This is a genomic window from Bacillus jepli (genome assembly GCF_047238305.1).
Lineage (GTDB): Bacteria > Bacillota > Bacilli > Bacillales > Bacillaceae_L > Ferdinandcohnia.
The window spans coordinates 2151949-2177022 of record NZ_JBDFMO010000001.1; the positions used below are offsets into that span (position 1 = coordinate 2151949).

Annotated in this window: 40 protein-coding genes and 1 riboswitch; of the genes, 36 read left to right on the forward strand and 4 right to left on the reverse strand. The window is 36.2% G+C overall.

What is annotated here, in order from left to right:
- Nucleotides 1-107: 107 nt before the first annotated feature.
- Nucleotides 108-214, forward strand: a riboswitch (SAM riboswitch).
- A gap of 126 nt (nucleotides 215-340) precedes the next feature.
- The 9 genes from ABC371_RS10825 to sufB all read left to right on the forward strand — a co-directional run bounded on the left by ABC371_RS10825 (nucleotide 341) and on the right by sufB (nucleotide 8970).
- Nucleotides 341-1366 carry a methionine ABC transporter ATP-binding protein gene (locus ABC371_RS10825; RefSeq protein WP_412896814.1) on the forward strand — a complete coding sequence of 342 codons (1026 nt, stop codon included), beginning with the start codon at nucleotides 341-343 and terminating at the stop codon, nucleotides 1364-1366.
- A gap of 97 nt (nucleotides 1367-1463) precedes the next feature.
- Nucleotides 1464-2063, forward strand: a complete 600-nt coding sequence (locus ABC371_RS10830) for a methionine ABC transporter permease (RefSeq protein ID WP_412899327.1) — start codon at nucleotides 1464-1466, stop codon at nucleotides 2061-2063.
- 14 nt (nucleotides 2064-2077) lie between these two features.
- The gene (locus ABC371_RS10835; protein WP_412896815.1) at nucleotides 2078-2920 is read left to right on the forward strand and encodes a MetQ/NlpA family ABC transporter substrate-binding protein; all 843 of its coding nucleotides are present in this window, start codon (nucleotides 2078-2080) and stop codon (nucleotides 2918-2920) included.
- 270 nt (nucleotides 2921-3190) lie between these two features.
- Nucleotides 3191-3343, forward strand: a complete 153-nt coding sequence (locus ABC371_RS10840; RefSeq protein ID WP_412896816.1) for a YuzK family famiily protein — start codon at nucleotides 3191-3193, stop codon at nucleotides 3341-3343.
- Between the two features lie 405 nt (nucleotides 3344-3748).
- Nucleotides 3749-4534 (forward strand): Fe-S cluster assembly ATPase SufC, encoded by a 786-nt coding sequence (gene sufC / locus ABC371_RS10845; protein WP_412896817.1) that lies wholly within the window; start codon nucleotides 3749-3751, stop codon nucleotides 4532-4534.
- Nucleotides 4535-4551: 17 nt separating this feature from the next.
- On the forward strand, nucleotides 4552-5859 hold the full coding sequence (gene sufD / locus ABC371_RS10850; RefSeq protein WP_412896818.1) for a Fe-S cluster assembly protein SufD: 1308 nt from the start codon (nucleotides 4552-4554) through the stop codon (nucleotides 5857-5859).
- The gene (locus tag ABC371_RS10855; protein ID WP_412896819.1) at nucleotides 5859-7079 is read left to right on the forward strand and encodes a cysteine desulfurase; all 1221 of its coding nucleotides are present in this window, start codon (nucleotides 5859-5861) and stop codon (nucleotides 7077-7079) included. Before sufD ends, ABC371_RS10855 begins: the two co-directional genes overlap by 1 nt.
- Nucleotides 7069-7515 (forward strand): Fe-S cluster assembly sulfur transfer protein SufU, encoded by a 447-nt coding sequence (gene sufU / locus ABC371_RS10860; protein ID WP_412896820.1) that lies wholly within the window; start codon nucleotides 7069-7071, stop codon nucleotides 7513-7515. Before ABC371_RS10855 ends, sufU begins: the two co-directional genes overlap by 11 nt.
- Before the next feature lie 57 nt (nucleotides 7516-7572).
- On the forward strand, nucleotides 7573-8970 hold the full coding sequence (gene sufB, locus ABC371_RS10865) for a Fe-S cluster assembly protein SufB (protein WP_412896821.1): 1398 nt from the start codon (nucleotides 7573-7575) through the stop codon (nucleotides 8968-8970).
- A 67-nt stretch (nucleotides 8971-9037) separates the two neighbouring features.
- Here the strand turns inward: sufB and ABC371_RS10870 are convergent, their stop codons facing one another.
- From ABC371_RS10870 to ABC371_RS10880, 3 genes are read right to left on the reverse strand one after another with little or no spacing between them, the layout of a single operon-like run.
- The gene (locus ABC371_RS10870) at nucleotides 9038-10102 is read right to left on the reverse strand and encodes a site-specific integrase (RefSeq protein WP_412896822.1); all 1065 of its coding nucleotides are present in this window, start codon (nucleotides 10100-10102) and stop codon (nucleotides 9038-9040) included.
- A gap of 47 nt (nucleotides 10103-10149) precedes the next feature.
- The gene (locus tag ABC371_RS10875) at nucleotides 10150-10566 is read right to left on the reverse strand and encodes an ImmA/IrrE family metallo-endopeptidase (protein WP_412896823.1); all 417 of its coding nucleotides are present in this window, start codon (nucleotides 10564-10566) and stop codon (nucleotides 10150-10152) included.
- A 12-nt stretch (nucleotides 10567-10578) separates the two neighbouring features.
- Nucleotides 10579-11010 (reverse strand): helix-turn-helix domain-containing protein, encoded by a 432-nt coding sequence (locus ABC371_RS10880; protein WP_412896824.1) that lies wholly within the window; start codon nucleotides 11008-11010, stop codon nucleotides 10579-10581.
- 240 nt (nucleotides 11011-11250) lie between these two features.
- Here ABC371_RS10880 and ABC371_RS10885 point away from each other — a divergent pair, with 240 nt between their 5' ends.
- From ABC371_RS10885 to ABC371_RS10995, 23 genes are all read left to right on the forward strand, one after another.
- Complete coding sequence (locus ABC371_RS10885; protein ID WP_412896825.1) at nucleotides 11251-11460, forward strand: XRE family transcriptional regulator; 210 nt, start codon at nucleotides 11251-11253, stop codon at nucleotides 11458-11460.
- Nucleotides 11461-11537: 77 nt separating this feature from the next.
- Nucleotides 11538-11741, forward strand: coding sequence for a hypothetical protein (locus tag ABC371_RS10890; protein WP_412896826.1), 204 nt, complete (start codon nucleotides 11538-11540; stop codon nucleotides 11739-11741).
- Nucleotides 11742-11859: 118 nt separating this feature from the next.
- A complete protein-coding gene (locus tag ABC371_RS10895; RefSeq protein WP_412896827.1) occupies nucleotides 11860-12072 on the forward strand; it encodes a hypothetical protein in 213 nt (70 codons plus the stop codon).
- A 151-nt stretch (nucleotides 12073-12223) separates the two neighbouring features.
- Nucleotides 12224-12463 carry a hypothetical protein gene (locus ABC371_RS10900; protein ID WP_412896828.1) on the forward strand — a complete coding sequence of 80 codons (240 nt, stop codon included), beginning with the start codon at nucleotides 12224-12226 and terminating at the stop codon, nucleotides 12461-12463.
- Nucleotides 12460-13263 carry an ORF6N domain-containing protein gene (locus ABC371_RS10905; RefSeq protein WP_412896829.1) on the forward strand — a complete coding sequence of 268 codons (804 nt, stop codon included), beginning with the start codon at nucleotides 12460-12462 and terminating at the stop codon, nucleotides 13261-13263. Before ABC371_RS10900 ends, ABC371_RS10905 begins: the two co-directional genes overlap by 4 nt.
- Nucleotides 13264-13297: 34 nt before the next feature.
- The gene (locus ABC371_RS10910; protein ID WP_412896830.1) at nucleotides 13298-13438 is read left to right on the forward strand and encodes a hypothetical protein; all 141 of its coding nucleotides are present in this window, start codon (nucleotides 13298-13300) and stop codon (nucleotides 13436-13438) included.
- A 1-nt stretch (nucleotide 13439) separates the two neighbouring features.
- Nucleotides 13440-13625, forward strand: coding sequence for a hypothetical protein (locus ABC371_RS10915; protein ID WP_412896831.1), 186 nt, complete (start codon nucleotides 13440-13442; stop codon nucleotides 13623-13625).
- 102 nt (nucleotides 13626-13727) lie between these two features.
- On the forward strand, nucleotides 13728-15248 hold the full coding sequence (locus ABC371_RS10920) for an AAA family ATPase (protein WP_412896832.1): 1521 nt from the start codon (nucleotides 13728-13730) through the stop codon (nucleotides 15246-15248).
- Nucleotides 15245-15550, forward strand: coding sequence for a hypothetical protein (locus tag ABC371_RS10925; protein WP_412896833.1), 306 nt, complete (start codon nucleotides 15245-15247; stop codon nucleotides 15548-15550). Before ABC371_RS10920 ends, ABC371_RS10925 begins: the two co-directional genes overlap by 4 nt.
- 16 nt (nucleotides 15551-15566) lie before the next feature.
- Nucleotides 15567-15737 (forward strand): hypothetical protein, encoded by a 171-nt coding sequence (locus ABC371_RS10930; protein WP_412896834.1) that lies wholly within the window; start codon nucleotides 15567-15569, stop codon nucleotides 15735-15737.
- Nucleotides 15734-16120: a hypothetical protein gene (locus tag ABC371_RS10935; protein WP_412896835.1), complete on the forward strand. Its 387-nt coding sequence runs from the start codon at nucleotides 15734-15736 to the stop codon at nucleotides 16118-16120. The genes ABC371_RS10930 and ABC371_RS10935 overlap by 4 nt, the downstream gene beginning before the upstream one ends.
- Nucleotides 16113-17015, forward strand: a complete 903-nt coding sequence (locus ABC371_RS10940; protein WP_412896836.1) for a RecT family recombinase — start codon at nucleotides 16113-16115, stop codon at nucleotides 17013-17015. Before ABC371_RS10935 ends, ABC371_RS10940 begins: the two co-directional genes overlap by 8 nt.
- 183 nt (nucleotides 17016-17198) lie before the next feature.
- Nucleotides 17199-18101: a replication protein gene (locus ABC371_RS10945; RefSeq protein WP_412896837.1), complete on the forward strand. Its 903-nt coding sequence runs from the start codon at nucleotides 17199-17201 to the stop codon at nucleotides 18099-18101.
- Nucleotides 18101-18385 carry a replicative helicase loader/inhibitor gene (locus tag ABC371_RS10950; RefSeq protein ID WP_412896838.1) on the forward strand — a complete coding sequence of 95 codons (285 nt, stop codon included), beginning with the start codon at nucleotides 18101-18103 and terminating at the stop codon, nucleotides 18383-18385. The genes ABC371_RS10945 and ABC371_RS10950 overlap by 1 nt, the downstream gene beginning before the upstream one ends.
- Nucleotides 18375-19664: a replicative DNA helicase gene (locus ABC371_RS10955; RefSeq protein WP_412896839.1), complete on the forward strand. Its 1290-nt coding sequence runs from the start codon at nucleotides 18375-18377 to the stop codon at nucleotides 19662-19664. Before ABC371_RS10950 ends, ABC371_RS10955 begins: the two co-directional genes overlap by 11 nt.
- On the forward strand, nucleotides 19654-19878 hold the full coding sequence (locus tag ABC371_RS10960) for a hypothetical protein (RefSeq protein ID WP_412896840.1): 225 nt from the start codon (nucleotides 19654-19656) through the stop codon (nucleotides 19876-19878). Before ABC371_RS10955 ends, ABC371_RS10960 begins: the two co-directional genes overlap by 11 nt.
- Nucleotides 19875-20288: a MazG-like family protein gene (locus ABC371_RS10965; RefSeq protein ID WP_412896841.1), complete on the forward strand. Its 414-nt coding sequence runs from the start codon at nucleotides 19875-19877 to the stop codon at nucleotides 20286-20288. Before ABC371_RS10960 ends, ABC371_RS10965 begins: the two co-directional genes overlap by 4 nt.
- Complete coding sequence (locus ABC371_RS10970; RefSeq protein ID WP_412896842.1) at nucleotides 20285-20818, forward strand: hypothetical protein; 534 nt, start codon at nucleotides 20285-20287, stop codon at nucleotides 20816-20818. The genes ABC371_RS10965 and ABC371_RS10970 overlap by 4 nt, the downstream gene beginning before the upstream one ends.
- Before the next feature lie 4 nt (nucleotides 20819-20822).
- Entirely contained in the window at nucleotides 20823-21017 is a 195-nt protein-coding gene (locus ABC371_RS10975) for a hypothetical protein (RefSeq protein WP_412896843.1), read from the forward strand.
- 18 nt (nucleotides 21018-21035) lie between these two features.
- Nucleotides 21036-21485: a hypothetical protein gene (locus ABC371_RS10980; protein ID WP_412896844.1), complete on the forward strand. Its 450-nt coding sequence runs from the start codon at nucleotides 21036-21038 to the stop codon at nucleotides 21483-21485.
- Between the two features lies 1 nt (nucleotide 21486).
- Nucleotides 21487-21606, forward strand: coding sequence for a DUF3983 domain-containing protein (locus ABC371_RS10985; protein WP_412896845.1), 120 nt, complete (start codon nucleotides 21487-21489; stop codon nucleotides 21604-21606).
- Between the two features lie 157 nt (nucleotides 21607-21763).
- Nucleotides 21764-22048 (forward strand): hypothetical protein, encoded by a 285-nt coding sequence (locus ABC371_RS10990; protein WP_412896846.1) that lies wholly within the window; start codon nucleotides 21764-21766, stop codon nucleotides 22046-22048.
- Nucleotides 22045-22245 (forward strand): hypothetical protein, encoded by a 201-nt coding sequence (locus ABC371_RS10995; protein WP_412896847.1) that lies wholly within the window; start codon nucleotides 22045-22047, stop codon nucleotides 22243-22245. Before ABC371_RS10990 ends, ABC371_RS10995 begins: the two co-directional genes overlap by 4 nt.
- A 457-nt stretch (nucleotides 22246-22702) precedes the next feature.
- Here ABC371_RS10995 and ABC371_RS11000 read toward each other — a convergent pair whose 3' ends face one another.
- Nucleotides 22703-22924, reverse strand: coding sequence for a hypothetical protein (locus ABC371_RS11000; protein ID WP_412896848.1), 222 nt, complete (start codon nucleotides 22922-22924; stop codon nucleotides 22703-22705).
- A 376-nt stretch (nucleotides 22925-23300) separates the two neighbouring features.
- Here ABC371_RS11000 and ABC371_RS11005 point away from each other — a divergent pair, with 376 nt between their 5' ends.
- From ABC371_RS11005 to ABC371_RS11020, 4 genes are all read left to right on the forward strand, one after another.
- Nucleotides 23301-23753 carry an ArpU family phage packaging/lysis transcriptional regulator gene (locus ABC371_RS11005; protein ID WP_412896849.1) on the forward strand — a complete coding sequence of 151 codons (453 nt, stop codon included), beginning with the start codon at nucleotides 23301-23303 and terminating at the stop codon, nucleotides 23751-23753.
- A 30-nt stretch (nucleotides 23754-23783) separates the two neighbouring features.
- Nucleotides 23784-24317: a hypothetical protein gene (locus tag ABC371_RS11010; protein ID WP_412896850.1), complete on the forward strand. Its 534-nt coding sequence runs from the start codon at nucleotides 23784-23786 to the stop codon at nucleotides 24315-24317.
- Between the two features lie 213 nt (nucleotides 24318-24530).
- A complete protein-coding gene (locus ABC371_RS11015) occupies nucleotides 24531-24737 on the forward strand; it encodes a hypothetical protein (RefSeq protein ID WP_412896851.1) in 207 nt (68 codons plus the stop codon).
- Nucleotides 24734-24985, forward strand: coding sequence for a hypothetical protein (locus ABC371_RS11020; RefSeq protein ID WP_412896852.1), 252 nt, complete (start codon nucleotides 24734-24736; stop codon nucleotides 24983-24985). The genes ABC371_RS11015 and ABC371_RS11020 overlap by 4 nt, the downstream gene beginning before the upstream one ends.
- Nucleotides 24986-25074 lie beyond the last annotated feature (89 nt).

A 25074-nucleotide genomic window follows, 5' to 3' on the forward strand; every position in this document is an offset into this window, starting at 1 on the left:
TTTACTTTGGTACATTAGTCACAACTTTTTCATTGACACCCTAAATGACAGATGATAAGATAATTCTCGTGTTATTTAGGACGATATTACATGTAAATATATGATGACTCTTATTTAGAGTGGTGGAGGGATGTGCCCGATGAAACCCAGCAACCGTCAACATTTGTTGAAAAGGTGCCAATTCACACAAAGCAAAGGCTTTGGAAGATGAGAGGAAGGAATCACTGAATTGTGCCTTTCTGCTCGTTTATGCAGAAAGGCTTTTTCAATTATTTTCGTTAATTATTTACTATATCGCATAAACTAAACATAGTTTTCTTTGGATAGAAGGTGTGACTACATGATAACACTGAAAAATGTGTCGAAGATATATAAAACAAAAGCAAATTCTGTTACAGCTGTTAACGGTATTGATTTAGAGATCAATGAAGGTGAAATCTTTGGAATCATCGGTTACAGTGGAGCAGGTAAAAGCTCACTTATCCGCCTGCTGAATGGGCTCGAAACGCCAACTGAGGGAGACATTTCAGTTGCTGGTCATAATATCACCGCCGTTAAAGGAAAAGCATTACGCGATGCGCGTAAAGAAATAAGTATGATTTTTCAACATTTCAACCTTTTATGGTCTCGAACCGTGAGGGAAAATATTTCATTTCCCCTTGAAATTGCAAAAGTTCCAAAAGCAAAACGGGATGAGAGAGTTACAGAACTTATTAAGCTGGTTGGTTTAGAAGGAAGAGAAGATGCTTATCCTTCACAGCTCAGTGGTGGTCAAAAACAAAGGGTAGGAATCGCACGGGCACTAGCTAACAACCCAAAGGTTTTGCTTTGTGATGAAGCAACATCTGCGTTAGATCCACAAACAACGGACTCGATTTTGGACTTGCTTGTCGATATTAATGAACGTTTAGGATTAACGATTGTGTTGATTACTCATGAAATGCATGTTATCCGTAAAATTTGTCACCGTGTTGCCGTGATGGAAAATGGAGAAATTGTCGAGCAGGGCCGAGTTTTGGATGTATTTAAAAAGCCTCAAGCTCAAATAACAAAACGTTTCGTGCAGCAAGTAACAGAGCCTGAGGAAACAAAAGAAATGATTGAGCATTTGCTTGATCTTTATCCAAATGGAAGAGTGGTTCAGCTCACTTTTGTTGGGGAAGATGCAGAAAAGCCATTAATTACTACTTTAATCCGAGACTTTAAAGTTGAAGTGAATATTTTACAAGGAAAGATTTCTCAAACCCAAAATGGATCTTACGGAACATTATTTATTCATCTTGCTGGTGAACTGAATGAAGTCACTTCAGCCATTGAATTTATTCGGGAGCAACGAGTAGAAGCTGAGGTGATTGAAAATGCTTGAACAATTCCAGGAACTTCTTAAATGGGAAAAACAGGTGAATGATTATCAAACATTAAATTGGGGAAATCTCTGGATAGCAACCCAAGAGACTTTGTATATGACCGCAATTTCGGTGCTTGCAACTTTTATAATAGGTTTATTTTTAGGATTGGTTCTCTTTTTAACGGATAAAGGTAATGCGTGGGAAAATTCTGTGGTAAATCGAATTGTATCTGCACTTGTTAATATATTTCGATCCATACCATTTATTATTCTTATTGTATTATTAATACCTTTTACGAAAATTGTAATGGGTTCAATGCTAGGACCTAGTGCTGCATTACCATCCTTAATTATAGGATCGGCACCTTTTTACGCAAGAATGGTTGAAATTGCTTTACGTGAAATAGATAAAGGTGTAATCGAGGCTTCTCATTCTATGGGAGCCACTAACTTAACCATCATTTTTAAAGTATTAATTCCAGAATCCCTACCCGCTTTAATTTCAGGGATAACAGTTACTGCGATTTCATTAGTAAGCTTTACCGCTATGGCAGGTGTTATTGGAGCCGGTGGATTAGGTCATTTTGCTTATTTATATGGTTTCCAGAGTAACAAACCGGTCATTACCTTTATCGCTACTATTGCGATATTAATTTTGGTATTTATCATTCAATTTGTGGGTGATTTCTTTACAAAACAAACAGACAAGAGATAACAGGAGGAACACAAATGAAAAAATTACTTTTTATTTTATTAGTTGGACTACTAACACTTACATTAGCTGCTTGTGGGTCAAGTGATAAGACAGATGAGGGTGGAGACACGAAAGAAGCTGAAGGAAATAAAGAACTAATCGTTGGTGCATCAGCAGTTCCACATGCCGAAGTTCTTGAACAAGCAAAACCTTTATTAAAGGAAAAGGGAATTGACCTTAAAATTGAAGTGTTTACAGATTACATTTTACCGAACGTAGCACTTCATGAAAAAGAACTTGATGCAAACTATTTTCAAACACCTGGTTATTTAGAGTTACAACTAGAGGAAAATCCGGATTTTGATTTTGTAAGTGTTGGAGAAATTCATAAAGAGCCAATTGGAATTTATTCTAAAAAATATAAAAGTTTAAAAGAGCTTCCTGATGGAGCAAAAATTATCATGAGCAACTCATTCAGTGACCATGGTCGTATTTTACCAATTTTTGAAAGAGAAGGTGTCATCAAACTTAAAGAGGGTGTTGGTAATCAAGCACGAGTTGAAGACATCGTCGAAAATCCAAAAAATCTAGATTTCTCAACATTGATTGAAGCAAAACTTCTTGCTACTTCATTTGAAAATGGAGAAGGCGACGCGGTTGTAATTAACACAAACTATGCACTTGAGGGTGGCGTAAATATCGCTGAGGATGGCATTGCCTTTGAAGGGGACGATGTGGTTCCTGCAAACTTAGTCGTTGTTAACAAAGGTGACGAAGACCGCGAAGAAATCAAAGCATTAGTTGAGGTATTGAAATCTGAAGAAATTCAGAAATTCATTGAAGAAAAATATGCTGGCGCAGTTACGACTGTAAAATAATTTTTGAAAAAGAAGCTTGCCAATTGGTAAGCTTCTTTTCAATTCTTGAATATTCGGGAGGAATACAAAGGAATCTGCCTTAATTATATATCTCGTGATTATCATAATCCCTTACAACTAAATAAGAGGAGGTAGCTTAAATTATTGCGTTTTCTCGCCGTTGTGGTAAAAAGTGGACAGTGTTACCATTATAACCGTGTTAAGAAAACACGACAAAAATGAAGGGATTGGTTCATTATCAATCGAATCCGTTTAAACTATACGGGCGAAATGGAAAAGGCAATGCATCAGGCACATGGAATTGGTTATGAGGACTATTGTCGAAAATTCAAGGAACGTTTACGAGTGGAGAAAACCCGTGAACAAGAATATAAGCAAGGTCGAATGATTGTTTCTCAATTTGATCGAAAAGTTCATTTTTAAATAGAAATTCGAGCGAAAAACCCAGTGCCCAACACTGGGTTTTCATATAGAATGAATTCACTAAATGTGTGAAAAATAAGCCAAGGGATAAAAGCAATATATAGAAGAGCGTTTATCCCCTTCGTCCTTACATATCTTATTAATTTATGTTATCTTAATGATGGACAAGTTTTAAGGAAGAAATAACGTAATCAGATCTTATGGTCATTCTCAAAAAATGATTGAAATTCATAATCAATAGTCAATCATCTCATTGTCAAAAATGTAATCTTATTCGCAATGTGTAAAGGTTGATAACACTTTGAATTTGTTATAAGATTGTAATGAGAATAAAATGAGAATAGAGTTTTGACGTTATTTGTCAATTCTATACAAAATATTTTTTGTTTAATGGAGGTAGTAGTTATGGCAGGATCTACTTTAGTAATAAAGGATCTTCATGTCGAAATCGAAGGCAAGGAGATTTTAAAGGGAGTAAACCTTGAAATAAAAGGCGGAGAAATTCACGCAATCATGGGACCGAATGGTACAGGTAAATCAACTTTATCATCTGCAATCATGGGTCATCCTAAATATGAGGTTACAAGTGGTAGCGTTACTTTAGATGGAGAAGATGTATTAGAAATGGAAGTGGATGAGCGTGCACGCGCTGGTCTTTTCTTAGCTATGCAATATCCAAGTGAAATCAATGGTGTGACAAATGCGGACTTCCTACGTTCTGCGATTAATGCACGTCGTGAAGAAGGCGATGAAATCTCACTAATGAAATTCATCCGTACAATGGATAAAAACATGGAATACCTAGAAATGGATCCTGACATGGCTCAGCGTTATTTAAACGAAGGCTTCTCAGGTGGAGAAAAGAAACGTAATGAAATCCTACAATTAATGATGCTCGAGCCTAAGATTGCAATTCTTGACGAGATTGACTCAGGACTTGACATTGATGCATTGAAGGTTGTTTCTAAAGGAATTAATGAAATGCGCGGAGAAGAGTTTGGTTGCCTAATCATCACTCACTACCAACGCTTACTTAACTATATTACACCGGATAAGGTACATGTCATGATGCAAGGACGTATTGTGAAATCTGGTGGTCCAGAGCTTGCACAACGTCTAGAAGCAGAAGGATATGATTGGATCAAGCAAGAACTAGGAATTGAAGATGAAACTGTAGATCAAGAAGCGTAAGCGTTAGGAGGATTATTATGACAATCGATACGAAATTACCATTTGATAAAGAGTATGTCAGAGGTTTTTCGTCTTCTCTTGGTGAACCAAGTTGGCTACAGGACCTTCGCTTACAAGCTCTTGAAAAAGCAGAAGACCTTCCAATGCCAAGACCAGATAAAACAAAAATTGATAAATGGAACTTTACTCAATTCGCAAACCATGTTGTAGAAAGTGCTCCATATCACTCAATTGACGAATTACCAGAAGAAATTAAATCTTTAATTCATGTTGAAGAAGAAAAGAATATATATATTCAACGAAACAATACACCAGCATTTATTTCTTTAACTGAAGATGTAAAAGCAAGCGGTGTAATTTTTACAGATATTCATACAGCTGCTCGTGAACATGGTGAACTTCTTCAAAAATACTTTATGACAGAAGCTGTTAAGGTTGACGAACACCGTCTAACTGCATTACATGCAGCATTAGTAAATGGTGGTGCATTCGTTTACGTACCTAAAAATGTTGAAGTATCTGTTCCACTACATGCTGTATTTATTCAAGAAAACGGCGAAGTGGCTACTTTTAACCATGTAATTGTTGTGGCTGAAGATAATAGTTCTGTTACTTATGTTGAAAACTATATTTCAACTGCAGACTCTGTTAATACAGTTGTAAACATTGTGTCTGAGGTCATTGCAGGTAGCAATGCGAAGGTAACCTATGGTGCTGTAGATGCCCTAGCAACAGGAAATACAACCTATGTAACTCGTCGTGGGGTCATCGGCCGTGATAGTAAAATCGAATGGGCTCTTGGACTCATGAATGATGGGGATACGATCTCAGAAAATATCACGAATTTAGTAGGTGATGGTTCGTTTGCGGATACGAAGACAGTTGTTGTTGGTCGTGGCGAACAAAAGCAAAACTTCACTACAAGAATTACGCACCATGGTAAAAATTCAGAAGGTTATATTCTAAAACATGGTGTAATGAAAGACAGCGCCAGCTCGATCTTCAATGGTATTGGACATATTGAACATGGTGCTTCTAAATCAAATGCAGAACAAGAATCAAGAGTATTGATGCTTAGCGAAAAAGCTCGTGGAGATGCAAACCCAATTTTACTTATTGACGAAGATGATGTAACAGCAGGTCACGCTGCATCGGTTGGTAGGGTTGACCCAGTACAATTATATTATTTAATGAGCCGTGGTATTCCGCAGACGGAAGCTGAACGCTTAGTGATTCATGGATTCCTTGCACCAGTTGTCAACCAACTTCCAATTGAAGGTGTTAAAAAGCAACTAGTTGAGGTAATCGAAAGGAAAGTAAGATAATGAATATCCAAGATATTCGTTCCATGTTCCCTATCTTAGATCAAGAAATAAATGGGAAAACACTTGTCTATTTGGACAGTGCTGCTACATCTCAAAAACCGGTTCAGGTTATCGAAACGATTGATCGCTACTATCGAGAATATAATTCGAATGTACACCGCGGGGTTCATACCCTTGGAACAAAAGCAACTGATGCTTATGAAAATGCGCGTGAAAAGGTTCGAAAATTTATCAATGCTTCCTCTATTCAAGAGATTATTTTTACCCGGGGAACAACAACTGCAATGAATACCATTGCAGAGAGCTATGGGCGTGATAATCTTAAAGAGGGCGATGAAATTGTCATTACCTATATGGAGCACCATGCCAATATCATTCCTTGGCAGCAAATTGCAAAACGCACTGGTGCAAAACTGAAATATATTCCTCTTCAAGAGGATGGCTCAATTGATTTGAAGGATGTTGAGGCTACTGTTACAAATCAAGCTAAAATTGTATCAGTCACTATGGTGTCAAACGTCCTCGGAGCAATTAACCCTATTAAAGAAATTGCCGAAATTGCACATCGAAACGGAGCAATTATGGTTGTTGATGGTGCACAAGCTGCTCCACATATGAAAATTGACGTGAGGGATCTTGACTGTGACTTCCTTGCTTTTTCAGGTCATAAAATGTGTGGACCAACTGGGATCGGTGTTTTATACGGAAAGAAAGCTTTACTTGAGAAAATGGAGCCTGTTGAAACTGGCGGTGAAATGATCGATTTCGTTGACCTTTATGAATCAACATGGAAAGAGCTTCCTTGGAAATTTGAAGCAGGAACACCCATCATCGCTGGAGCAATTGGATTAGGTGCTGCAATTGACTTTTTAGAGGATATTGGTCTTGATCAAATCCTAGAGCATGAGCATAACCTAGCAAATTATGCAATGGAACGATTGTCACAAGTAGAGGGTTTAACGATTTATGGACCTAAGCATCGTGCAGGGCTCGTAACCTTCAATATCGATGATGTTCATCCACATGATGTTGCAACAGTTTTAGATGCTGATGGTATCGCTGTAAGAGCAGGTCATCACTGTGCACAGCCATTAATGAAATGGCTGAAGGTCTCAGCTACCGCTCGTGCAAGTTTTTACCTCTACAATACGGAACAAGAAATTGATAAACTAGTTGAAGGACTCATAAAAACAAAGGAGTATTTCAGCAATGGATTCTAAAATAAATCTTGATACCTTGTACCGACAGGTGATAATGGATCATTATAAAAAGCCGAGAAATCGTGGAGTTATTCAAGAGGGCGCCTTAACAATCGACATGAATAACCCAACCTGTGGAGATCGAATTCATCTTACGTTAAAAGTGGATGATGGGGTCGTCCAAGACGCAAAATACGATGGTGAGGGATGTTCCATCTCGATGTCCTCCGCATCTATGATGACTCAAGCGATTAAAGGAAAAAAAATTGAAGATGCATTAAAAATGTCACAAATCTTCTCAGAAATGATGCTTGGAAAAGAATATGATGATAGCATTGATTTAGGAGACATTGAAGCACTTCAGGGCGTTTCAAAATTCCCTGCGCGTATCAAATGTGCAACATTAGCTTGGAAAGCAATGGAAAAGGGATTTAAGAACGAGGAAAATGAATCGTAAGTGACCTCTTGCAGACTTTTTTTCAAGAGTCTCTTACAGAGAATGGAGTGAAGTAGAATGGCAAAGAAAATGCCTGAAATTGGCGATTATAAATATGGCTTTGCAGATAAAGACGTTTCCATCTTCCGTTCAAAACGTGGATTAACAAAAGAAATTGTTGAAGAAATTTCTCGCATGAAGGAAGAGCCGCAATGGATGTTAGACTTCCGTCTTAAATCCTTAGAGCATTTCTACAACAAACCAATGCCACAATGGGGTGGAGACTTAAACAGCTTAAACTTTGATGAGATTACGTATTATGTAAAACCATCTGAGAAATCTGAAAAATCTTGGGATGAAGTACCTGAAGAAATCAAAGCTACTTTTGACAAATTAGGTATTCCTGAAGCTGAACAAAAATACCTTGCTGGTGTTTCTGCTCAGTACGAATCAGAGGTTGTTTACCATAATATGAAGGAAGACCTTGAAGCTCTTGGAATCGTATTTAAAGATACAGATTCAGCTCTTAAAGAAAATGAAGACATTTTCCGTGAACACTGGGCAAAAGTTATTCCTCCAACTGACAACAAGTTTGCAGCATTGAACTCAGCTGTTTGGTCTGGTGGCTCCTTCATCTATGTACCACCAGGTGTTAAGGTTGATACACCGCTTCAAGCATACTTCCGAATCAACTCTGAAAACATGGGTCAATTCGAGCGTACATTGATCATCGTTGATGAAGGTGCAAGTGTGCACTATGTTGAAGGATGTACAGCGCCTGTTTACACAACAAACTCACTTCACAGTGCGGTTGTTGAAATCATCATTAAAAAAGACGCGTATTGCCGTTATACAACGATTCAAAACTGGGCTAACAATGTATATAACCTTGTTACAAAGCGTGCCGTTTGTGATGAAAATGCAACAATGGAATGGATTGATGGAAACATCGGTTCTAAATTAACAATGAAATACCCTGCGGTTATCCTTCGCGGTGAAGGAGCTCGTGGTATGACACTTTCTATCGCAATCGCTGGTAAAGGTCAACACCAAGACGCAGGTGCGAAAATGACTCATCTTGCTCCAAATACGTCTTCTACAATCGTGTCGAAGTCAATCTCTAAACACGGTGGTAAAGTAACATACCGTGGTATTGTACACTTTGGACGTAGAGCACATGGAGCTCGTGCCAATATCGAATGTGATACATTAATTATGGATAATCAGTCAACATCAGATACAATTCCATATAATGAAATCTTAAATGACAATATTTCATTAGAGCACGAAGCAAAGGTATCTAAAGTATCTGAAGAACAATTATTCTATCTAATGAGCCGTGGTATTTCAGAACAAGAAGCGACTGAAATGATCGTAATGGGCTTCATCGAGCCATTTACAAAAGAGCTTCCAATGGAATACGCTGTTGAAATGAACCGTCTTATCAAGTTTGAGATGGAAGGTTCAATAGGGTAAGTATAAACGAGTGATATAGAGGGGCTAAACGGCACATAATTGGTCTGTGATACCAGTATGATACCGTTTAGTCTTTTTTATTGTCTTTTTTCTCATCGAAAACACTCATTGCTGCATGTTTTCGTTCGACGTATAGGTGCCCGTAGGTATCAGCGGTTTCTGAGATATTTTCATGACGCATTAGTTCTTTAACAAGATAAATGTCCACACCTTTGTTTATGAGATATGCAGCATAACTATGTCGCAATGAATGGATCCGTAAATTTGGAAATACTTCTTTGTATTTCTTATGATAATGACTATAATGATATGGGGTCATACCTCCAAATACATAATACTCTTCTGTGAATCCGTATATCTTCTCTTCGGATTTTTTTTTTAATTTTGTGAGTATATCCACAAGTAGATCAGGCATCGGGACAATTGCTTCACTTGCTTTTGTTTTAACGGATGTTATTTTTTTATTTTCAAAGTCCCATGCCTTGTTGATATCGATTTGTTTGTTTTCGAAATCAATATCCTTCCAAGTTAACGCAAGTGCTTCCCCAACCCTTAATCCGGTATAGAATATAAGTTGTGTCATTTCCTTGTAAAAATGCATATTTATTTGCTGCACCTTTGCATCAAATTCCTCACGTTTGATAAAATCAATCCGTTTTTGTCCTCTCGGCATAGCTGGCACCTGTAATGTTGGGTCGTTTTTTAATCCAAAGAATCTCACAGCATGGTTAATTAGGACTTTAAAATTTGCATATATGGTTCGTGCACTTTCTGGAGAATTAAGTTTGTCCATTAAATATCTTTGGAATTCTAGTACTTGTTGTGTCGTGATGTCCTTAATTTTCATGTCTCCAAAGCGTGGTTTAATGTGCAAGTTATATTCATTAGTTCGCCTTCGAATGGTTTTGTCTTTGTAAGTTTTAAAACTGATATTATGATCAAATACAGCATCTAAGGTTATTTCATCTGTGAATGCATCTTTAATACTTGCTAAAAACTCAGCTTCTGCCAACTTTGCCTCCCTTGATTTCTTAAAGCCCCTTTTAAGTTTTTGTTTACTCCTTCCATACATATCTTTATATCGGACCTTGAAATAATAGGTCTTACGTTTTTCATCTTTATAAACTGGCATAATAATTCCTCCTGTGAGAATGTGTGTTCGCTTAGATGTGTAAAAAATTAACCTAAACTTTTTGATAAGGCTAATTGTTTAGGTATGCCGTATTCTTCTACTGCTTCAGCAATTGTTATAGAATCATAGTTCAAATTAGAGAGTAGAAGTTCGATAGCGAAAGCATTAGCTTCTACCTCTATACGATCTGTTAAATACAGCGTGTGTTTTTTTAGAAATGGAGTGTTTGCGTCTGGATGCATAATGGCATGTCCAAGTTCATGAGCACATATAAATTGTTGCTTCTTTTGGTTAGCCGCTTCATTTATATGAATGACTTTCACCCTGAAATGCTTACTGTAGTATCCAAGAATATTCCCCAGAGGTTCATATAAGACTTGGATACCTAAATGATTAGTGAGTTTAAACGGACAATTTGTCTGATATTTATTTATGAGTAAATCAACCCTTCTCTTTATATCCATGATGCACACCTGCTACTTTTTGTATTTTTTAGGAGTGTATTTTTCTTTTGCTATACGTTTAGCTAATCGTAAAGAATTCTCTAATGAAGAAATGAGTAGTTCTTTATCTTCTTCATCTAATTCATCAATATCCTTTCCATCAAAGGCAGCATATCCCTCTGTGCCAAGAGCATCAATCATTTCCTGCAGTTTCTTTTGGATATCTCTTTCATCCTTCTTATTAAGTTCTGGTAGACCATCATCGATATTTTCTTTACTGAAAACTTCAATGCTTATTCCTAATACATCGCAAATCTTTATAACATTATCAACTGAAGCATTGTCCAAATTACGTTCTATCATGGAACGAATAGTTGTATAAGGTACTCCAGAGGCTTTCGATAAACTCGATGGGTTATATCCCTTCTCCTCCATAACCTTCGTAAGGTATTCTCCTCTTTTCACTCTTTTCACCTCTTCTTTATTCTTCCTATATATCATCATTTTAGTAAAAATAAAAGTTACGGTTTTTCGTAACTTTATACATACTATATCACCATTAATTATTCATGTAAATCAATAGTTACGAGGTATCGTAAAAAATATTAAAAATATTGTTGACAAGTTACGATACATCATATATTATCGGTATTAAGAGTTACGACGTATCGTAACTTCGTAATAAAATTACTAGGAGGTGTTAAAGTGTATCGGAATTTACTTGCAGAAATGGCTAGGCGAGGAATTACAAAAAAGGATCTAGCAGAATTCTTGAACATGCGTTATCCAACAATTGTTGATAAGACAAATGGAAAATCACGTTTTTACCTAGATGAAGCTTTTAAGATAAGAAATGAATTTTTTCCAGATTGTGATCTTTTATATTTATTTGAAGATGGGTTAAAGGTTTCTTGAAAGGGTAAGGAGCAATAGAACAAACATACTTATTTATTTTACCCAAACATGATTATTTCATGAATTGGAGGATAGTTATGAAACATTTTTACAATTCAAAGGATATCCAACAATTACTTGGTCTTGGCTCACTAAGAACAGCCCAACTACGCATCCAGTCAATGAATAATGAATTAAAGGCTAAAGGGTATTGGGTTGAAAAAGGAAAAGTGCCAATTAAATTCTTTTATGAAAAATACCCTTATTTGGATGGTAATGATGAACTCGAAACAAGTAGCTAATGAATTAATGGGCATTTACTTAAATCTTTTCAGCGATGACTCATACACAAAAAAAGACGCAGCTGCAGATCTACTCCAGGTGATTAAAAATGTCGAGGAAAATGGAGAGTGAATAGAAATGGGTTATAAGTTAATTCCGGCAAGAGAAAACCCAGTACCAATTCCTGAGGACTGGCAAAGAAAACATCTTATAAAAATGTATTCACAGTATAAAGAGAAGAGCAAGGATTTACACAAGTCTCCAACTATTCAAGGTATGTATAACGATTATGCATTTGGTTACCAACAAGCACTAATTGCATTGGGATATGAAATTGTGGAAGAAAATTAACGCTCCTAGTGAGCACCTTTTTTTGGCGTAAGTTGCGAAAAATGTCGTCGATAAAGGGGGAATGCCGTTTGAATAAAGCGAGATTGGTAGATTTGTAAGGTTTCAGGTTGTAAATGTTGTCGAAATAACAAGATTCATAGGAGGAATAGAGATGTTTAAAAAAGAGATAAATTTAGTTTTTGAGGATAGTGGTGTGAAGGTTGAATATAACTCTGATTCAACATTAGTTACTTTAAGAGTAAATGATTATTTACTGAATGAGAATAAATCAACACCTGAACTTGATTATTACGAAGAAAGAAATATGACTGAAATATACCTTACTTCAAAGCAACTAAAAGAAGTTATTAAAGCTTTAGAACAAATGGTTGTCGAGGAGGATGAAGAATGAACATTCCAGCAATTATCGAACAAAACGGAATGAGGGTTTTAACAACCGCTCAATTAGCTGAAGCATATGGATCTCATACAAAAGTAGTAAATCGTAACTTTCAGCGTAATTCAGAAAGGTATATACAAGGAAAACATTTTTTCGCACTAACTGGTGAAGAATTAAAAGAATTTAAAGGCTCACGTCAATTTGACGACACCCTAAAATTTGCTTCAGTTTTATACCTTTGGACCGAAAAAGGGGCATGGTTACATGCCAAATCACTTAACACTGATCAAGCCTGGAACGCTTACGAGCTGTTAGTGGATGACTACTACTCTATAAAACAAGCTCAACTAGATACAACTCAACTAAGTCCAGAACTACAAATGTTTAACAAGATGTTTACAGCACTAGCTCAAAACGAACTTGAGCAAAAGAGATTAAGCAAAGAGGTAGCTGAAACAAAACAGGAAGTACAGAACATCAGGGATATAGTTGCCCTTAACACAAGAGATTGGCGGAAAGACGTTAACTCCATTCTAAATGATATCGCAAGAAAACATGGTGGATATGAGCAGTACCGGTTCATAAGAAACGAAAGTTATCAGTTATTGGAGCAACGAGCAAGTGCAAACCTAAATATCCGTGTTACCAATAAACAAAAGAAAATGGCGCTTGAAGGTGCTCCTAAGTCCAAGATTGATAAGGTTTCAAAGCTTGATGCAATTGATGATGATAAGAGATTACTAGAAATCTATTTAGCAGTAATCAAAGAATTAGCTATTAAATATCAGGTTGAGATCCAGTTAATATCATGAAAATACACATCAGCTGCTTAAGGAGGTGATACATATGCAAATCAGTAAAGAACTTTTGAATTATGTAGCTGATGGTGACGAGCACATAAGGCTTTCAAGCGTTGAACATTCAACTAATCTTCGAGAAATAGTAACTATTGGCTACATGGTAGAGCGTTATGAAAGAGGTGAATGAAATGTTAGAACATCCTAGCGTATCACGGACATTACGAACTGGTTATCCTGAACCGGTCGAAACCGGAACACGCTGCTCTGAATGCGGAAGTAGGGACATTGAGGAGGAATGGTATCCAGAAGAAAATGTTCGATACAAAAAGAATTGTGATGATTGCGGTTTTGAGGTTGTCGAATATGAGGATTAAAGAAAGACCCGTGCGCCAACACGAGTCAAGTAAAAAGGGTGTTAGTAAAACCACTACATATTTATTTTACTAACTCACCTTCTAAATAACAAGGAGGGTAATATGTCGAAAATTGAATTCAAATCTATTAAGCTAGAAAACTTTAAAAATCATAAATGGCTAAAAATTGTTTTTGATGACATTACAACAGCAGAAGGGCGCAATGGCGCAGGTAAATCTTCAATTGGAGATGCAATAACTTGGGATCTTTTCGGGACTGATGCTATGGGCAATAAATTGGAACCTAATCCAATAGGCACATCATTAGAAACAAGTGTCGAGTTGTTATTACAAGTGGATGGTACTCAAATTTTATTAGGCCGGAGCCAGAAGAAAACAGCTAAGTATTTCATTAACGAAGTTCCTAAGAAAGCAACTGAATTCAATGATTTAGTCGCTTCACTGTTTGATAAAAATCTATTCTTGTCATTGTTTAATCCAAACTACTTCTCATCACAAAAATGGCAGGACCAACGCTCTCAGTTCCTTAGTTATGTGAAAGAACCTCTTAATAAAGAAGTGCTTGCTGTACTGCGTGAATTAGACCGAGGATACCTGGAAGAAAACTTAAAGAAGTATTCACTTGATGACTTGGAGTCGCTTCATGTTGAAAGGTTCAAGAAGCATGATAAGGCGTATGAAAGAGCAGCTGAACGCGTTCTTACTCTTGAAGAGCAATTAAAGAAAAATGATATAAATTCATTAGATTTAGAAGCTTTTCAAAAAGAAATCGAAAAGTTGAAGGCTCAACGTCAGGCTATTGATGAAGATAACAATATTCGAAATAAATCCAATATGGAGCGCAGTAGAATATCTGCACAAATCGAGTCATTGGCCGAACAGATTAGAAGGCAACAAGATGCGGTTATGCAAATTAAAAATGAGCAAATCGAGGAACATTGTAATGCTTGTGGCCAATCATTAGATGATATTTCTATTCAAAAAGTAAAAGACAATAGACAAGCCCGGTATAGTGCAGCAATTCAGACTGGTAAGGACATGGTGAAAAAGCATAACGAACTGAAAGAAATGTTATCAGCAATCCCGGCACCAGTTGAAATAGATCGTTCTGAATTGTTTGCACTGGACGAAAAGATAATGTTGTTTCAATCGAAACTAAATGCTGCTAACCAAATCAAACTACTAGAAGAAGAAATCGAGGAAGCTCAACAGGCAAAAGAAAAGATTCGAACTGAACGTAATGAGTCTCAAAGTATAAAAGATGCAATCAAGGAATTTCGCACTAAGCGCTCAGAACTGATGGTTAAAAAGGTGGACAACCTCTTTACTAATATTTCGGTCAAGTTGTACGAACAACTGAAAAACGGTGAGGAAAGAGCAACATTTGAAATTGAAATGGATGGCAAGCCGTATAGCAAGCTTTCTACTGCTGAAAAGATAAAAGCAGGATTGGAATTAATAGAAGTATTATCCACACAATCTGGGGTTATCTCACCTTGTTTTGTGGATAACGCAGAGTCTATATTACACTTCACAAAACCTACAGGTCAATTAATCGTGGCCAGAGTGGTTGATGTTGATTTCAATATCAAAACTCAGTCGTTGAAGGGGGAGAAACAATGATCAGATTAGACAGCATTTTGGATACAGAGAAAGGTAAAAATGAATATCCAGCTGTTAAGGAAGGTTTATTAAAACGTTTCGTGGTGGACAACCTTTATCACGTTTCATTAGAGAAAATCTGCAAATCATACCATGTTAAAAATGGGTATGGTACCAACACTTACACAGGGGTTCTTAGAGAAGGTGTAGAGGTTTCGGAATTAGAACTGGCCATGATTTGCGACAACGGTTATTCATTCTTTGGCGGTAGTAGTCGCATAAATGAAGACAGAAGTTTTCAAGTCGAAATTTGGTTTGATTAAGGAGGAGGGAAGCGAAGTGAAAGAGGTAATTACTGTTGAGTTAGATCGTACTGAAATCGAGGATGCAATAGCCGGGTATCTTGCCGAAAGAGGATACAAAGCAAAGGAAATTACTTTTGACCATAACTTTGAATCTAGAAAGATTGATGGAGCAAAGGTGATTGTTACTAAGGAGGAAATGAAGTGAGTCACACTCCTGGATCTTGGAGAATAGGGAGACACCAATCTACTGTAGTGACTGACCATCCGATTGATACTGGAGGAAGAATTACGGGGCATAACGACTCTGAATATTATGGTGGTTACTTGGTTGCGGAGAGTGTCATAAGAAAGGAAGATGCTCAACTATTATCTGCATCACCAGAACTCCTTGAAGCATGCCAAAAGGCATATGAAGCACTTGAAGCAATCACTGAATTTTGTGGCCAGAATTTACAAGTCTATGGATGGCACTTGAATGGTGACCCAGAAAGCTTTGACAGCTTCATAGAAGAAAATATGGATGGAAATGAATTAGAACTATTATTTAAAGCTATTTCAAAAGCGAAAGGGGAACAAGTTAATGAGTAAAAACCAATTAGCGCCAATCAATACTAATGAATTCGAGAATTACTTTTCTCAAAAGGAACTAGAAGTTGTTGTAAACAGCATTGCAAAAAACGCAACCAATGAGGAGCTTGCGTTATTCATTCAGATTTGTAAACACAATGGATTGGATCCATTCAAGAATCACATTTATTTTGTCAAGTACGGCAATCAAATGAGCATCCAAGTATCTGTTGAAGGTATTCAATATCTTGCTCAACAACGTGAAGATTATCGCGGTGTAACTAGTCAGCTAGTACATGAGAATGATGATTTCGAAGTTGAAATTGATGCAGAAACTCAGGAATTAAAGATTACTAAGCACTCAATTAAATTCCCTCGAGGAAAAGTAGCAGCTGCTTATGCAATTGCAAGACGTGAAGGGTTCCCGGATAAAGTGGTCATTATTGAAGCTGAGGAAGTTGAGCACTTAAGAAATAAACAGGGTAGCCAATGGAAAACGTACTACAATGACATGTTCAAAAAGCATGCATTAAAAAGAGCTCTTAAATCACAGTTTGGTATCGATGTAGATGACCAGGAGCAACAACAGGAATCTTATGACGGCTACGAACCACGCCAACGAGTAGATATTACACCTACTCAAGAAGTAATAACCGTTAATGATGATGGTCAAACAGTTGATCCAGAGGAAGAAATGAAAAAGCACTGGGACACCATTAAGGCAAAACAAAATACTCTTGGCATGAGCGCCGATGAACTTAAGACAATGATTAAGGATAACTTTGGAACAACAGCTAAGAAATTATCGTTACAGCAAGTGGTTGGTCTTTCAAAACTGATTGATATGTATGAGCCGGTTACTCAAGATGACCTTGAAAACATGGACTTTGCTTTTGAAGATACTCAGCTAGATTAATAGCCTATGAAGAGAATAGAGTACGAGTTTACTATTCCGATATTTTACAAACAATTTGCTCGAGGTAGTAAAGAAAAGTATCTCAAATATATTCAGGGCTACATGAATAAGAGTCATTCCGAGTTTAGGGCTGTAAAGGTAGTAAAAGACAAGATTATATGTGTAAAGAAATGATGAAGGAGGGTGAAGGTCCTGGCAGATGTACAACTGGAAAAAGGCTATATAAGGATTGCAACTGAACTAATGGATGAAATCATTAGAAGAGATTTTTCTAAGAGACAGTTAGCCATCCTTCACCTAATCATTCGCCTATCGTATGGATGCCATCAGAAGGATTGTTTGATTGATAAAATGAACGTCTTTGAAATCGTAGGGATTTATAAGGGAGATATAAAGCGTGAATTAGATTATCTGGTTGAAGCTAAAGTGATTAAGTGGGATAAAAATGAAAACATTTTTTCAGTTAATAAGAATCATGAAATGTGGAAGATAGATTCTTGCAAAAGATGGGACAAGCAGAAATTGGATTATCTAATTCACAATAACCTGAAAAGAAAAAAAGTTAGTGAAACACTAACCAAGCTAAAAAAGCGAGTTAGTAAAACACTAACTGAAATGGGCGAAAAGGTTAGTAAAACACTAACTGACAAGTTAGTGAAACACTTACTCGAAATGTTCCCAAACGATTGGGAGAGTAAGGATGAAAGCACCCTTAAAGATAGTATTAAAGATATTTTAAAGATATTGAAAGAAGGAGGGAAGGAATTGCACCAAAATGATAATCCTACTCCAAAAGAATTAATCATAAATAAATATTTGCAACGTAGAGCACATGGTTTTGATTTAACACCAGAGGATGAGCAAGCAATTGATAGGTTGCTTCAAGACAATATTCCTTCTGACAAAATCCTTTTATGGATAGATGAAATTTTTGATGAGTTTAAACCTAAACATCGATTAGATCGGATAAAGCATTTCAAATATTTAGAGGTAACCATTTTAGATAAATGGGTTAAAAGTCAGGAACCTAACATCAGAACTGGTAAGCATAAAAAACATAACGAAATAGATTGGGAGAATTTGTGATGAATAGAGCGGAAGTTATTCAGTTATTCAAATACATTAAAATGTCCTATGAAAATTTCGAAGTTAGCACTGATAAGGTTGATTTTTGGCAGGGGATATTTAAAGACCAGGACTTCACTACAGTAATGAAAAAGTTAGAAAAACACGTTCGAAGCAACAAGTTTGCGCCAACAATTTCTGAACTGTACGAGGAAAACATTGAATCTAAGGTTAACCATGAACACCTATCCTTCATGAGAAATTTGAGGGGAGAGGATTTCTATCGAAACAATCATGAACTATGAAGCCGAATGTGGGATTTTAGGTTGTATCTTAATCGATAACGTGGTAATCAATGAAATCTCATTAATGCCGGAGCATTTCCAAGATTTCCGGAATAAAGAGCTATACATTGCAATGAAGGAACTGGAGCGAAGCGAGAAACCAATTAATCCAATTACATTGATTACTCAAATCGGTAAAGACGGGGTTAATCAAATTGGTGGATCAGCACATCTTGCGCAGTTAAAAAACAGTGTTCCATCTGTCCAAGGATTCAAAGCATATGAAGCTGCAGTCATCGATGCCTGGAAAAAGAAAAATGTGTATCAAATTATAAAGCCGGTGGCCGAAAATCCAAATATCGAAACCAAAGATATTCAGAAAATCATTAAGCAGCTGAACGATATAGATAAAACAGGTACAAGAGAAAAATTCAATCTACGGCAACATTTAGTCAATATGTATGAACTCCCTAACATAGCAACACCAAAAGGATATTCAGGAATCCAAAGCGGATTTATGGACCTTGATGATATGACAGACGGTTTCCAGGACGAAGATTCAATTATTATCGGAGCAAGACCTTCAATGGGGAAAACGGCGCTTATCTTGAATATCGCGAAAAATGCAGGACTAAAAGGTACGGTACCAATCATTTTCTCACTAGAAATGAGTGCTGAAAGTCTTATCAAGAGAATGCTTTCCATGATAGGAAACATTCAAGGAACAAAAGTAAGGAATCCATTTCATTACTTTGACAATAAAGATCGTCAAGGCTGGGTTTATGCCATTGGCCTATTAGAACGAATTAACCCCCAAATTTTTGACGAGCCAGGGCAAACAATTAATAAAATGAGGGCTCACATTCGTGAAGTAAAAAAGGAATATCCGGATAAAAGGGTCCTTGTAATGATTGACTACTTAACTTTAATAAAGCCAGAAGATCATTACAATGGGAATTCACATTTGCAAGTTTCGGAGATTTCAGCAGCTCTGAAATCAATGGCTAAAGAGTTTACATGTCCGGTGATTACCTTAGCGCAATTGAGTCGTAATGTCGAGCAAAGATCTAACAAACGCCCGGTTATGTCTGACTTACGAGAAAGTGGAAGTATCGAGCAGGATGCCGATGTAATTGCTTTTCTTTACCGTGATGAATATTACAATGCAGATTCAGATAAAAAAGGAATTCTAGAGATTGATATCGCAAAACAAAGGAATGGTCCAACAGGTAAAGTAGAATTGTTCTACATGAAAGAAACCAATAAAATAATGGATTTGAACCGAAAGTTTGATTCATAAAGAATGGGCAACAGTTGGGGACCTTTACTTAGATGCGATTGAATACAATGCACAACCTTTACTGTTACTTTTAGATTTCTTGCTTTACGAAAAAAGCGCAATAGGGATGGAAGAAAGCACATCGGAGTTAGATCGTTACTTTGCTGAAAAAAACAAAGCAAGAATGAATCAACTGTTGGATGAATACAAGCAAAAGTTAGGAGGGAAACAATGAGGAAAATAAAACAAATCTTTAGGTCCATTTTTCGCAAAAAGCGTGATATTGCTACATATGCCATGGACGATTTGTTAAAACTGCTGGACTACCAAACTAGGAAAATAACAGCATTACAAAATGCAATTACTAATCATGCAGATTCAAATAAGTATAGGGCGGTTATCAATGATGTTGCACTGGAACGATTAAGACAAAATTCCAAATGGGGAAAGCAACGTCATGACCTAGGCACCTGGTTACAAATCCTAATTGAAGAAGTAGGGGAAGTTGCCCAAGCTATGCAAGCAAGTAAAGGATGGGGCAAGGATACAGATGCTCAAGATTTATACAACGAGCTCATTCAGGTATCCGCTGTAGCAGTAGCCATTGCTGAGCAAATTCGGGAAGAAATGGGGCTTGTAGCATGACACGATTCGTTGGAATTGACCCATCAACTAAAACTGGATTCGTTGCATTGGACGAGCATGGAAATGTTCTTAGAGCAAAAGAGTTAACAGGTACAGGAGATAAGGATCCTTACAGAATGGCTACTTTAATCGATGAAGTAATGGACTATGTTCAATCTGGTGATTTTATCGTGATTGAAGGTTTCGGTTTTGCTTCACAACAAGCCATTCAGCTTGGAGGGATAGGTTGGGGCATTAGAATGGGCCTTCTTAGAAGAAACCACAGCTATAGTGAAGCTTCGCCAAGTCAATTAAAGAAGTTTGCAAGCGGAAAAGGTAATACCAAAAAAGATGAATTAGCAGTTCATATTTATAAGCATTTCGGATTTGAACATCCAAGTGACAATGTTCGGGATGCTTATGTTTTGGCACAGATTGCTAGGTGTCTCAAATTAGGCATGGAAAATGTTACACGTATCAAATATCACTTGGAAGTGTTAGATGCAATTCAAAATCCAAAACCAAAGGTTAAAAAGAAAAGGAGGGCATAGCAGGATGGGAGTCCTTTACGATTCGGTAATGGAACAAAAACGGCAAAATCTCATCCAAGAGTTAAGAGCAGCAAAAGTAATGGTAGCAAGAAATGGTCAGGACATCGAGGAACTTGATTATTACGAATTAAGGCGGGAACTTTCTCTAGCTAAAATACGCGGAATTAATATTGCAAGTGAATCAAACATATTTTTCTAATAAAAGGAGCGAACTAAAATGGCAAAAACTGAGTTAAATGTATTTTTCAAAATGCAACAAAAGGACGACAAGAAAGAGGTCCTGAAGTTCGAAATTAAAGGTGATGATGCTGAGAATGCTTCAAATGAACTTTATCAATTAGCTGGTAGTATCGTGGTGTTTGATATTGAAGGGTGTGCAGCTGGCGAAACAACAGCCGAGTTTATGAACATTCAACGTGATTCTAAGAAAACAACAATGAAGTTTGCTATAAAAGGAGATTCAGAGAAAAAAGCGCAAGAGCTTTACAAATTTGCTGGTCGTAACGTGAAATTATCTGTTCAACCATCACAAATGAGCATCGAGGAATTTTATGAGCAGAATGATCACGAAGGCATTGAGTACAATGTCGACGGTAATGGCAATGTTTCGGTTCCAGACGGTCAGATGTCTCTTGAAGTTGATAAAGAAGAAACATCGGTAAATTAACATGTCCAATAAGAAAAAACAGAAAAGACGGTTGAGCAAGTCTCTTGCTCGCCGTCGTAAAGACAGGTTGAACCGGGCGTGGAGAAATATCTTTGTGAAAAATGGGATGTTGAAAGAATGACAAAACCGCATAAAAACTCTTTACATGGGGAGGTAGTCATTAGCTACCTCTCTCCCGAAGAGTTAGAGAAATATAGAAATCGTCCAAAACGTTCTCAGCCACAAAGTGCGCCCAGAAGAAAAGTTGATTATAGTTGGCCAAAGCGGAGGGAGAGGGAATGAATCCAATCGACCAATTAAATACCATCATCAATAGTCAAAAAACTGTCTCAACGACTAAACTTGCGCCAATCGTAAAATCATTTATGAAAATGTATAACAATACTGCCCAGAAGGTAAATAGTCAAAAGAACAAGATTGACGAGTTAAATAAGAAATATCAACAGGCAAAGCATAAAGCTGATAAACGTTTAGAATTGGTGGAGCAACACGAACGACTTAAAATCCATCACAGGAATTTAGAAAGGGAATATAACCTTTTATTGGAGAAGGTGAAGAAATGAATTCAAACAGGAAAATTGAAGTTGATATGACCCGTTGCGATGTTTGTCAGCAAGCATTCTTCGAATTAAAAGATTATGAATTAGATCATTGTCCATACTGCAATGCAGATTTTTATCATGGTAATGCTAACGTTGAAACTACTCTTGAAATTGGAATAGAGGTAGATTATAAAACTGGCAAATTAAATATTGTTTGATGGATTGGAATGAAAGAAATAGCGATATATACGGAGGAAGAAAAATTAATTGAGGAATACAGATTGCAGAAAAAGTGCTCTTAATCATGAGTGTTTTTCTAAATAAATATTGGTAATAATAACTTTAGTTTTATTTAGTGGAGGGTGTTTATTATCAATAAGGAAAAATGGTTTGACAAATATATTTTGTTGATAAGTATTTCAGCAAACATAGTAATAATGGGGTTATTAATGCTGATTTTACTTTTATTGGACAAATTTTTCTTTAGTCCGTAAATATTATTATAAGTCGCAGTTGTATCTATGGATATATATAAGTGCAAACAAATGATGATTTATAAGGGTTTGTGTCAATAAAGGTTTTTGAACTAAAAAGCGCATTAAAAGATAAAAATAGTGCAAATTAGACAACAAATTAAAAAGCACTGAATTAACAGTGCCTCTAGGATTGAAGATTTTAAAAGGTTTCATTCAATTCCCACGATTCAACAATCTGCCTAGCAAGCATAGGTTGATAGCCCATACCCATTAAATAAGAAATTGCTGCAACTTCTCTTAATGCATGATTATAAGAAGTATATTGGGCTTCTTTTAAACCATATTGCACAATTGGTTCGACTGTATTTAATATCATAAATTTTATTTGTTGTGGATTTTGCATATAGCTATAGGTATACATTAAATCGCTCCTTCATTTAAAGTCAATTTAATATATGCGCCATTTATCACGATTCAACGGCTCTAGCCTATAAAAAATATTATTATCAATTAAAAATAACTTCGCAGTTCGAAATAAATTGCGAAGGAAGTGATAACTCATTTTAGTAAATTTCATTAGAGCAACAGTCTATGCCGGATTGCTCGCAAACTTCCTTGCAATTTTTGTTTGTGTGGTTTTTGGAGAGTTCAATCGTATTCCAATACATTCATTCTTATTCGGAATTTGGATTGGAGCGTATTGTATTCATAAATTTTAAGGCACATGGTGAAACAAAAAAAAGCCAGGACTCATCCCAGCTATACCCAATAATTATTATATCATGGGAGGGGTCCAGGTGGGACAACAATTAACATTTAAGCTTCCAGAGATAGACCGAGAGAAAACAAAAGAAGCTGTGGAAGCTGCACTCGAAAAATATCGTTTTTATTTACTTACAGTTCCAGAGGAAAGACTACCAAAAGTAACAGCCAGTTATACACTTGTACCACCTGCACACACCAATGCCTTTCATTCATCAACAGAAAATGCAGTAATTGACAAAGTGGACTTTGAAATTGAACGTGATCAGTACCTGGAACGAATCATTCGCGGAGTAAATCGAATGACTAAATTCGAAAGGGAAATCATTTATAAACGATACTTGGAAGAGGAAGAAACATACGATTATGAAATATATAATGAATTAGGGTTTAGCGAAAGAAGGTATTACAGGTTAAAAGCGAGAATATTTTATAAGCTTGCTTTTATTCTTAGAATTGAAGTTTATAAGAGTGAGCATCCTAATTAACAGGGTGCTCTTTAATTTAGGAGGGAGATTATGCTAGTAGGTTTTGGTTATTGGGAAGCGATAATAAATTTTACTGGTACTTTTTTGGGTGCTTTTCTTGCGGCAGGAGCTTCACTTTTAGTAATAAATAAACAGATTGCTTACGACAAAAACAAAGATAAGACAAGAAAATTAGAAGAATATATCAAATATACTGTTGAATTTAGAGGATATATTAATGCAATAATGTCTAGTTTTGACGAGGTAATTAAGAATATGGAGCACTGGTTGAAAAATGAAAAAGAATATCATATCACTTCGAATATATCGGTTATAAAAAAATATGAAGAAAAACATTTAGTAGTTGAAGTTGATAAAATTCCCTTAGATATTTATCGAGCTATTGTTTTAATAAAAATCTTAGTTTCCAATACAACTAGTTCAATTGAAAAATACATAGAAACAGATGATTTAAGAGATAGAGATAATATATTAAAAGAATACAAAGAATTGAAGGATACTGTAGAGTATTTTATTAGCTATACAGTAGAGAAAGAGAATGAACTAAAAGTAACAAACAAATAATATGGCAGAAACTAGGCAGAATTTTGGCAGAATAACGGCAGATCATTTGGTTTTATCCATGATATTCTAATAACATAGAAAACTATCAAGAAAGCGTCCTGAATCAATTTAGGGGCGCTTTTTTATTTGGGGTAACTTAGGTATTCAAATTGTATTTAAATTAAATCTGAATGAATCTGAAAAGAATCAGCACTATCATTGTGGGGTGGTCATATGAAAGTAACCGATCATCTTAGTAAACGACAACAAGAGCAATTGGAAAAAATGACATTAAGTTTGCCAAAAAGGAATAAGGCGATTGGGAAGCCGGTGACTAAATCAAAGCATAAAGAGGATTTAAGCCGTAGAGATATTGAGGATCTAATGGGTACCAGGAGAGATACATTTAAACAAGTGAGAGGAGCTGTGAGAAGGAAATGAAACTAACTAAACAACATTTAATTAATACATTTGCAGGTGCAAGGGACAAGGGAGCAGCATTTGTATTCGTAGGCATTGAAGCTGAGGGAATTAAAGAAATTATTGCAGTGCCTTATAAATCATTTGATGAGAAAGAAAAGTTCTATTTCAATGCTTATAGTGACGATTTAGTCCATGTGATGAATAGCAGTGTTCGCATTACTGGGTTAACTTATGGTGATGCAGAGGCTATCAATGATTTAATCTAGGCATAGGTAGTAAGTAGAGGAATATTAATATAATTTACTCTTATTTTTCTTTTTTTGTAAATATCTATAAACTTTTTAATTTTTTCAAT